Here is a 9,322-nt window from a genome sequence, read left to right on the forward strand (position 1 = left end):
TTGTACGGTCGACCGGGTCCTCACCCTGCGCCAAAATGAATACTTGCCGAAGAATAAGCTGAAAGTTATTTTATAATAAGGTGATTTATCAAAATAGTGAATCGTAGAAAGGAGAACGGAAAATCAAAAAGGTAGTTACAATTATGTTCCTTACGTTGGTTATCACACTTAATTTATGTTTGGCGGTGGCTCCTGCATTTGCAGACTTTGGTGATGAACACCGTAACAACCATGAAGGGAATGAAGGTGAAGGCGCTGTAGAATTACACCAAAACAGGATTAATCAATAATCCTTCACTTACGGATAATTACATAGAGAACAGAGTGGAAATTAAGTCTAGGCTTAGCTTCCACTCTGTTTTTTTCAATAGTCAACCATTTTCTAAGCGAAGTGCAATTATGAAAGTATAATTGAGGGCAGTATTGTGCGTGGAATTTGTGCGTAGGGTGAAGTGTAATTTGCTTCCCTGATTAAAAGATACAAGAGGTTTGCCCCCCCTCCCTGAACTCACACCCTTTTCCTGGCACTACCGCCATCCATACAACCCTGAACCGAGCCTGCCGGTATGCTATAATAGTGGTACAGGACAATTCCCGCAGACGGCGGCCGAAAGTTGCAGACGCCCGCTCGTAGTCGCAGACGGCGTTCACCGTACAACGACCACCTGTACCTGCGGGCATAAATTCATAATCAACAGGGGCTGATAGAAATGGTAACGAAGTCCAAGGACTATTATAAAGTGCTGGGTGTGCCCCGGAGTGCCACTGATGATGACATCAAGCAGGCCTACCGGAAACTGGCCATGCAGTACCACCCGGACCGCAACCCGGGCAAAGAAGAGTGGGCCAACGAGAAATTCAAGGCAATCAACGAGGCCTACGGTGTGCTGGGAAACCCGGAGAAGCGGAGCCAGTTTGACCGGTTTGGCACGGTGGGAGACGTCGGCGATATCTTCAGCAACCGGTCCACACAGTCTACCTTTGAAGATGTGATGCACGACTTCGGTGGAGCCGGGCTGGGGTTCGACTTTCTGGACGGTGTTTTTGGTGATTTCCTCCACGGCAGGAACTTCACCTTCCGTACGTACGGGCGAGGCCCCGGCGGACCGGGGAGGGTGCATTTCAATGTCCCCAGGGGAAGTACCCCCGAGAACTTCTTCTCACAGGCACAGCGCCCTCGTAGTCGAAACGTTACCTATGAAATCACAATCACCGAAAAGCAAGCCGCCAGCGGTATGGAGAAAGACCTCAAGCGTAAAGGCAAGAAGCTGCGTGTGAAAATACCTGCCGGGGTCAAGACCGGCAGTAAGGTGAAGCTGCGCAATGCGCGGCAGGTAACTGACGGTCAGGCCGGCGACATAATAATAAAGGTCAAGGTCAAGTAGTCCTGGTCATTGCGAAGGGCACACCATGAGTGGTCAACTGGCATACACCGTTTTTGAGACCGATATCGGCTGGATGACGGTACTGGGTTCACCTCAGGGTCTGATGCGAGTGACACTGCCGCGCCGTTCCGAATCGGAAGCAGTCCGGCAGCTCGGTAATACCGTGGAGCATGCCACGCGGTCCGACGAACAGTTCACCGACCTGGTGGAGCGTTTCAAGAGCTATTTCTGTGGCGGCAGACCTTCCTTCCCCGACCCGATTGACTTCTCCGGTGCCACCCCCTTCCAGCGTGCCGTATGGGAAGCCGCCAGGCAGATACCCTACGGAGAAACCAGGAGCTACGGCGACATCGCGGAGCATATCGGGCGACACGGAGCAGCCCGGGCGGTAGGGCAGGCTATGGGCCGAAACCCCGTAGCAATCATCATACCCTGCCACCGCGTGGTTGCCAGCGGCGGTATGCTGGGCGGCTTCGGTGGCGGTGAGGACCTGAAGCGGTACCTCCTCGACATGGAGGTATCGGACGCCACCGCCTGAACGCTGTCTTCACCTTACCTGAAGGGGCCGGTTTCGGGATGCTCCACCCAGATAAGGATGATTTTCCTGGAGCACTACCGGACTTCACTTCTGAGGATATCGTAGAATCTGTCTCTTGCCGCTCTTTCGTACCAGGGGTGGTGACCGCAGTTCTCCAGCAGTATGAAGCGAAAGTCTCCCAGGACGTGAGAAAGTGGGTCTTCGACTCCTTCGGCAAGATGGGGGTCATAGTCACCATGAATCGCAACTACCGGACATTGGACTTTCTTGCCAAGCGCCAATAGCCCCCCACTGCTTCTTAGCTCACTGGCCTGCTTCCACACATTTTGATAGATGTCGGACTGGATATCCAGCACTTCGCCGTCGTACGGCAAAGGGTCATATGAGTCGGCTTTGTGGATTAGCGTCCCAAATCGGGCCATGGCCGTATTCCTGTTCCCAACAGCAGGGTCATCCAGGATTTCCAGCAGAGAAAGGACTTCTGCTCTCTCCTGTTTATTGAGTCGACTCAGTCTTGCTGACATAATATTGGCGGCATATCTATCTTCGTAGGCGCCACTCCCTACGAGGATGAGTTTTCTTACGGATGAAGGGTACTGTGCAGCAAGAATGAAGCTGAGCCATGCACCCCATGACCAGCCTATCAATGTGACAGGAAGGTCTGCGCTCTCTTTGAGTACCGTGTGTAGCTCCTGTACCTGCCCTTCAAGGGACGTTGCTGTTTGAAGGGGTTCCAGAACCCCCCAATCAAGAGCGAGTTCACGAGCAACTGGTGCCATTTCTCCTGGTGCGCCTGGACCACCGTGAACGACAGCTATGTTGAAAGGCCTGTTGCCATATGTTCTAAGGTTTCTTATCTTCGTACCCATGCTGACTCTCATCAAGAGCCAGCCGGGGCTCGGGACTGCTCTTAGCCCGGTACCGCCTTCGCTTCGCCTCGGCAGTGCCCCTCATTTTCAGGCCAAGGAAGTCCGCCTCGTACTCTTCAATCAGCCCCTCGCTGGCAAAACTGAAGTACCGGTTGTCCCCGATTATTATGTGGTCCAGCACCCGGACCTGCATGATGCTTCCGGCGTAGACCAGGTCCCTGGTTAGCTGTTTGTCGCTCTGGCTGGGTTCGGAGTTGCCCGAAGGATGATTGTGCGCGAAGATAACCGCCGCAGCGTTCTTCCCCAGTGCACTTTCCACTACTTCTCGCGGCGGGACAAAGCTACTGTTCAGCGTTCCCTGAAAAAGGTCGTCGGTCTCGATAATCTGGTGCTGGGTATTCAGGTAGATGACCTTGAAGACCTCTTTCTTCAGGTCCCGCATTGCGTGGTAAAGGTAATCGAAAACCTCCCTGGAAGACTTGTAGACAGGCTGGTCGATGATGCCTTCCCTGAGAAACTTCCTGGCTACCTCCTGGACGAGCTTGATGCCGAAAGCGGAATGCGGGCCGATACCCTCAATCTGCTGTAGTTCCTGCAGAGAGGCCGATAGCACCCCACGCAGGGTCTTGAACTTTTTAATGGCTTCTTTGGCCTGTGGCTTGCAGTCATGACGCGGCGTACCCAGACTCAGAAGCAACTCAACGATTTCATAATCGTGAAAGCCCGCCAGACCACTCTCAATAAACTTCTCCCGCAGCCTTTTCCTGTGTCCGGCGGCTGCCTTGCCTGGAGACTTCTCCACTCTCTCCCTGTCGACCGTCATGACAGCCCTCTTGTCCCGGGCAAACCCTGGTCAGTTACTGACCGGGCCCGGGAGTATCAATCAGAATTCTTTCTGGACTTCGGTGTTTTCCTCCTGGATTCCTCCTTCCACCAGTCCCCACGCCGCCAGTAGTTATGCTCCGTGTAGCCCTCCTTCTCCAGTTCACCCTTGAGGTCATCCCAGGGCGGCAACGCGCGCCTTCTTACCCGCGACCCAATCGAAATCGGCAGCAGTAGATAGTACACTACGATAGCACCAAAACACACTAACCAGTCCCCCGTTGCCAGAAAAATCAGCACACCACCGACCAGCAGCAGGATAACCCACCCCGGCAGAATAGCGAGCCTCCAGGACGTATCGAGTATGGCCGGGCGAAGGTCGGGTCTGACCTCCCGTGCAAACTCCCAGAAGCACTGCAGTATTGAAGAAAAAATCAGGATTACTATGCCTCCTATCAGAAACCACATGCTGTATGCTTCAGCATCCATGTCTACCAGCCCTCCATTCTATCCAGTCCGTCAAGCACTTTGACCGGGCTCCAGGACCAGCCTGTCCTCACCCACCAGCGCCACCAGTCGCTGGCGAAGCTCCGGGCAGTAGTCCGCATGTATGTTTGGCAGCCTGAGATTGACGGCGTTCCCATTGTTGGTGACACGCAGGCTGACTTCATCCCGCCCGGGAAACTCTTTCAGGGCAGATACTATACTGTGCAACCGTGCAATATCTTCTTCCTGGTCACTGGTCTGGTTCAGTATAACCACCACCCGGCTCTGCCGGGCTATCTTCACACCACCGGTCGCTTCCTCGTCCGGCGTAACAGCTTCGGCAGATTCGGCCGGAGGTGTCTTATCAATAACCGCCGCCGGTTCCGCAGGTTGCGGTGCGGTTTCTTCGTCTGTCGGAGCCGACTCCGGTTGGTAGGGAATGACGCGGTCGCAGTTTATCTGCACATGGTCGTCCCTTACCCTTACCCTGCCCCAGACTACCAGTTCGTTGTCCTCCTGCCAGAGTTCCGTCGTGCTGGCGTAGACCTTCGGCCAGACCATTACCTCGACCTGGCCGCTGAAATCAGCCAGGACGGCGCTGGCGAAGGCGCGGTTCTCCCGGGTAGTTAGATAGCGTACCGTGGCAATCCTGCCCGCAACGTCTACAGCCTGCCCTTCCAGTTCTGGAGTAATCTGACCGCAGAACGTCGTCTCAGCACCGGCACGTTTAGCAGTCGGGCTGAACGGCGGCTCGGAGAAGCTCACCCCCATCAGTTCCTTCTCCCAGGCAGCCTTCTCCTTGCGGGATATTTCAAATGTTTCCAGTTCCAGGTCGGTCAGGGGAGTGGGCATCGTCTCTCCCCACAGTCCGAACATGGTGGTCTGCCCGGTATCGCGTAGCCGTTGCTCCCTCTGTGCCAGCGCCAGGACACGGTCTACGTTGTTCAGGAGTGCCCCCCGGCTACCCAGGCAGTCCATTGCCCCAACCTTGATTAGACTCTCCATGACCCGCTTATTTACGTTCCGCAGGTCACAACGGCGGCAAAGCTCCTCAATCGACTTAAAAGGACCGCTCTTATCGCGCTCTTCGAGGATAGACTCGACAGCACCAGACCCAACATTTTTTGTGGCAGTCAGCCCGAACCGTATCGCGGATAACCCCTCGTCAGTCCTTTCTATCGAGAAATTGGATTGGCTGCGGTTTACGTCCGGCGGCAACACCTCAATCCCCAGTCGTCGGCATTCACCGACACCACCGGATACCTTCTCCGGCTGACCGAAGTGAGTGGATAGAAAGGCAGTGATGTACTCTACCGGGTAGTTTGCCTTGAGATAGGCGGTCTGGTAGGCAATGAGTGCGTAGCTGACGGCATGGGCCTTATTGAAGGCGTACCCGGCAAACGGCTCGATGAGGGCGAATACCTCTGCCGCCAGCTCGGTGGAGAACCCTTTCTTCTTAGCCCCGGCCATGAAGCTGCGCCTCTCCTTTTTCATGACCTCGGGGATTTTCTTGCCCATCGCCTTTCGGAAGGTATCCGCCTGCCCCAGACTGTATCCGGCAAAGGCCTGGACAATGAACAGCACCTGTTCCTGGTAGACGATTACGCCATAGGTCTCTTCCAGGATGCTGGTCATGGTCGGATCGGGATAGCGGATGGCCTCCTCACCGTGCTTGGCCTTGATGAACCGGGGAATCTGCTCCATTGGTCCGGGACGGTAGAGGGCAACCATCGCCGCGATGTCGCTGAAGGTGGTCGGTTTAAGGTCCTTGATGTAGCGCCGCATGCCGCTACCTTCCAGTTGGAATACGCCTGCTGTTTCTCCCGCGGCCAGCACCTCGAAGGTCCTGGCGTCATCCATCGGGATGCTGTGCAGGTCTATGTCAACCCCCCGACCCTGGAGGATTTCCTCTGCCTTGCCCAGTATTGTCAGGTTAGCCAGGCCGAGGAAGTCTACCTTGAGGAGGCCGATACGCGCAATATCGTCCATGGAGAACTGGGTCATGGAAGTCGATTCACCGTTGCCGTTGCCTTTGCTGGCTCTCTGCAGGGGAACATGCCCGGTGAGCGGTTCCCGGGAAATGACCACACCAGCGGCATGGGTGCTGGCGTGACGGGCGATACCCTCCACCTTTCTTGCCGAGTTGACCAGATTGCGGATGATGGGGTCTTCCTGGCACATTTCACGGAGCTCGTTGTTCTCATCCAGAGCCCTCGTCAGCGTCATCCCCGGTCCAAAGGGGACAAGTCTGGCTACCCGGTCGACATCGCTGTAGGTCATTCCCAGCGCACGGCCGACATCACGGAGGGCAGCCCTCGCGCCCAGGGTACCGAAGGTTATAATCTGGGCAACATGGTCCGGCCCGTATTTCTGCGTCACGTAGGAGATGACTTCATCGCGGCGGTCATCCTGGAAGTCCAGGTCCACGTCCGGCATCTCGCGGCGCTCCAGGTTGAGAAAACGCTCGAAGACCAGCCCGTAGGCCAGGGGTTCAATCTCGGTGATTCCCAGGCAGTGGAGCACCAGACTGGCGGCGGCACTGCCCCGCACTCCGAAGTGGATACCCTGCTTTCGGGTGAAGGATATGATGTCCCAGACAACCAGGAAGTAATTGGCGAACTCGGTGCGGTGGATGACGTCCAGTTCATAGTCAAGCCGCTGCCTGACTTCTTCCGAGGCGTCGGGATAGTATTGCGGTAGTCCTATGTGGCAGAGCTCGGCCAGGTACTCATCGGCACTCTTGCCGTCTGGTAAGTCAATCTCCGGAAGGTGAAGCCGTCCGAATTCCAGTTCCAGATTGCACTTCTCGGCGATGCGTTCGGTGTTTTCTATGGCCTGGGGAATATCCTTGAAGAGTTCGGCCATCTCCTCCGGGCTCTTCAGGTAAAGGAAATCCCCGGCTATTTTCTTCCGCTTCTCGTCGTTTATGGAGCTATTGGTGCCGATACACATCAGCAGGTCATGGGACACGGCATCCTCACGGTTCACATAGTGCACATCGCTGGTTGCCACCAGGGGTATACCCAGTTCCTCACCCATCCTGATGAGCACCGGGTTCACGTGCTCCAGCTCAGGCATGGGGTGCCGCTGTATCTCCAGGTAGTAGTCACCAAAGGTCTCCTTATACCAGAGAGCGGCCTGCTTCGCTTCCTCAATCTGTCCCTGCATGACCAGTTGCGGTATCTCCCCGCCAAGACAGGCGGAGAGGGCAATCAGGCCCTGATGGTGCTTCTGCAAGATTTCCCTGTCCACCCGCGGCTTATAGTAGAAACCCTCGAGATGTGCCTTGCTGGTGAGCTGGATAAGGTTGTGGTATCCGACCTCATCCCTGGCAAGCAGGACAAGGTGATAGTAGTTCTTGTCGCCAATGGTACGACCGTGCCGGCTGTCCTGGGCAACATAGACCTCACACCCGATGATGGGTTTTATGCCGGCTTCCCTGGCTGCCTGGTAGAACTCGATTGCGCCGTACATGACCCCGTGGTCAGTCAAGGCCAGGCTGTCCATTCCCAGCTCTTTAGTGCGAGACATAAGCTGGTCGATACGGCACATGCCATCGAGAAGGCTATACTCGCTGTGAACATGCAGATGAGTGAACATTCAAGCCCCTGTCGAAATAATAGCCAATTATAGCACAAGGACAGTATGCTGTGAGGAATTCGGGGGCTATTTGAGGATGGCGGGGATACTGCCTGCAATCAGCTCAGTCCCCGGCAAAAAGCCTCTCGATCTGTATCCTGCTATCGGCGTTTTCCGGCCGGGAGAGAGGCAGACACTTCTCCAGGAGTTCCAGGTCGTTGCGTGCGTCAGCGGCGAAGGCAAGGCAGGTGGGGTAACCGCATTCCCTGCAGTTGGTCCTGGGCAGGAGTAGGTAGATATCGATTGCCGCGGGCACGCTTCGCTCACGGTAACTCGGCGTAATCTCTTCCCGCTGTTCCCAGACCTGATTGGTCCGCTCAACTATCTCCTCGGCTATCCTCGGCGCATCGGTAACGTCGTCGATACCGGCTACCCGGATATCTTTGGAACGGAAGGCGTAACGGCGGTCCTTGTCCCTGCCAATCAGGATACGGTTCTCACGGTCGTACAGGGTATCATCGAGCACTGCGTTGAGGTAAGGGAAGACATCACTGATATCAACAGGCACGGTCACCAGAAGACCATAGAACCCGCTACCGGGAGAACAGCCGGGCTCGGTCAGTTTGATTTCGTAGGCAGCTATCAGTTTCACCATCTCTGTTCGCCCCCTTTATCAGGACTACTCGGCCAGCCCGCGACTCCGCAGGCGCTCTTCCTCCCACGCTTCGAAGCTGGCTGGCGGGTGGACTGTCTCGGCGTCCGGTCGCCGGTGCAGGTGCATCGCCTCATCCGGGCAACCGGTAACACAAAGCCCGCAGCCGATACAGCGGCTACGGTCCACTACTGCCACACCATCCACCACGGAAACGGCACCGACCTGGCACCGGTCCTCACATGTCCCGCAGCCAACACACAGGTCTAAATCAGTCTCGGAGTAGTAGTTCGCCCGGGCCACCGAGTTCTCAACACCCCATTCAGTTATCCCGCGCAGAACGCCGCAGCAACAACCACAGCAGTTGCACACATAGCTGACATTATCAATACTGTTGCTCACAGAATGGACCAGACCGACTTCTTCCGCCTCATCGAGGACCGCCAGCGCTTCATCGCGAGAGATACCGTCTTTCCCGAAAGCCCCCTCAACCGTACTGAAGATAAGGCAGTTTTTCACCGGAAAGTCACACTTACGGCTGCCAAGGAGGTCCTGCTCCGTGCGACAGATACAGTCGTTCGCTATGAAGGAGTTGGCCTGCATAAGCAGGGCACGCACATCATCATAGGGAAGAATCAGCTCTGTCTTCGTCGCCTGCTGGGTCGGAACGACCCGGTGCACCGCCGGGTGCGGCCCCAGAATACCATTCGCTCCTTGCAGCATCATGTACTGCTCAAAGAGATGGGCAAGCTCGTGGTCAATGGTGTAGAGTTGATTTTCCCAGATGCCGACGAGGAAGGGGGCCAGCCGGTATTGACGGATTCCATCACGCTTCTCCGTCTGAATCATGCCGCGCCGCAGCATCTCGCGTAATCGCTCGGTGGCTTCCGCCTCAGACAGCCCCACCCTGTCTGCAATCTCCCTTGCCGACTCCAATTTGCGCCCCAACTGACCGGCAATCCAGGCTTCCTCCGGCGTGGCTATCTTCTTC

8 protein-coding genes are annotated in these 9,322 nt (G+C 56.0%); 2 read left to right on the top strand and 6 right to left on the bottom strand.

The features are described 5' to 3' along the window. The first annotated feature begins 710 nt into the window (after window positions 1-710). Together VMW13_07610 and VMW13_07615 are read left to right on the top strand one after the other, a co-directional pair. A complete protein-coding gene (locus VMW13_07610; GenBank protein ID HUV44680.1) occupies window positions 711-1,385 on the top strand; it encodes a DnaJ domain-containing protein in 675 nt (224 codons plus the stop codon). Window positions 1,386-1,410: 25 nt separating this feature from the next. Next, complete coding sequence (locus VMW13_07615; GenBank protein ID HUV44681.1) at window positions 1,411-1,923, top strand: methylated-DNA--[protein]-cysteine S-methyltransferase; 513 nt, start codon at window positions 1,411-1,413, stop codon at window positions 1,921-1,923. A gap of 74 nt (window positions 1,924-1,997) precedes the next feature. Here the strand turns inward: VMW13_07615 and VMW13_07620 are convergent, their stop codons facing one another. From VMW13_07620 to VMW13_07645, 6 genes are all read right to left on the bottom strand, one after another. Next, window positions 1,998-2,804: an alpha/beta hydrolase gene (locus VMW13_07620; protein ID HUV44682.1), complete on the bottom strand. Its 807-nt coding sequence runs from the start codon at window positions 2,802-2,804 to the stop codon at window positions 1,998-2,000. Next, entirely contained in the window at window positions 2,767-3,615 is an 849-nt protein-coding gene (gene radC, locus VMW13_07625; protein ID HUV44683.1) for a DNA repair protein RadC, read from the bottom strand. Before radC ends, VMW13_07620 begins: the two co-directional genes overlap by 38 nt. A 56-nt stretch (window positions 3,616-3,671) precedes the next feature. After that, window positions 3,672-4,103, bottom strand: a complete 432-nt coding sequence (locus VMW13_07630) for a hypothetical protein (protein HUV44684.1) — start codon at window positions 4,101-4,103, stop codon at window positions 3,672-3,674. Window positions 4,104-4,133: 30 nt separating this feature from the next. Further along, the gene (locus VMW13_07635; protein ID HUV44685.1) at window positions 4,134-7,700 is read right to left on the bottom strand and encodes a DNA polymerase III subunit alpha; all 3,567 of its coding nucleotides are present in this window, start codon (window positions 7,698-7,700) and stop codon (window positions 4,134-4,136) included. Window positions 7,701-7,803: 103 nt separating this feature from the next. Then, window positions 7,804-8,334: a (Fe-S)-binding protein gene (locus tag VMW13_07640; protein HUV44686.1), complete on the bottom strand. Its 531-nt coding sequence runs from the start codon at window positions 8,332-8,334 to the stop codon at window positions 7,804-7,806. 24 nt (window positions 8,335-8,358) lie between these two features. Further along, a partial coding sequence (locus VMW13_07645; protein ID HUV44687.1) for a 4Fe-4S binding protein occupies window positions 8,359-9,322 on the bottom strand: 964 nt, incomplete at its 5' end.

It is taken from the genome of Dehalococcoidales bacterium, assembly GCA_035529395.1.
In the GTDB taxonomy this organism is placed as follows: domain Bacteria; phylum Chloroflexota; class Dehalococcoidia; order Dehalococcoidales; family Fen-1064; genus DUES01.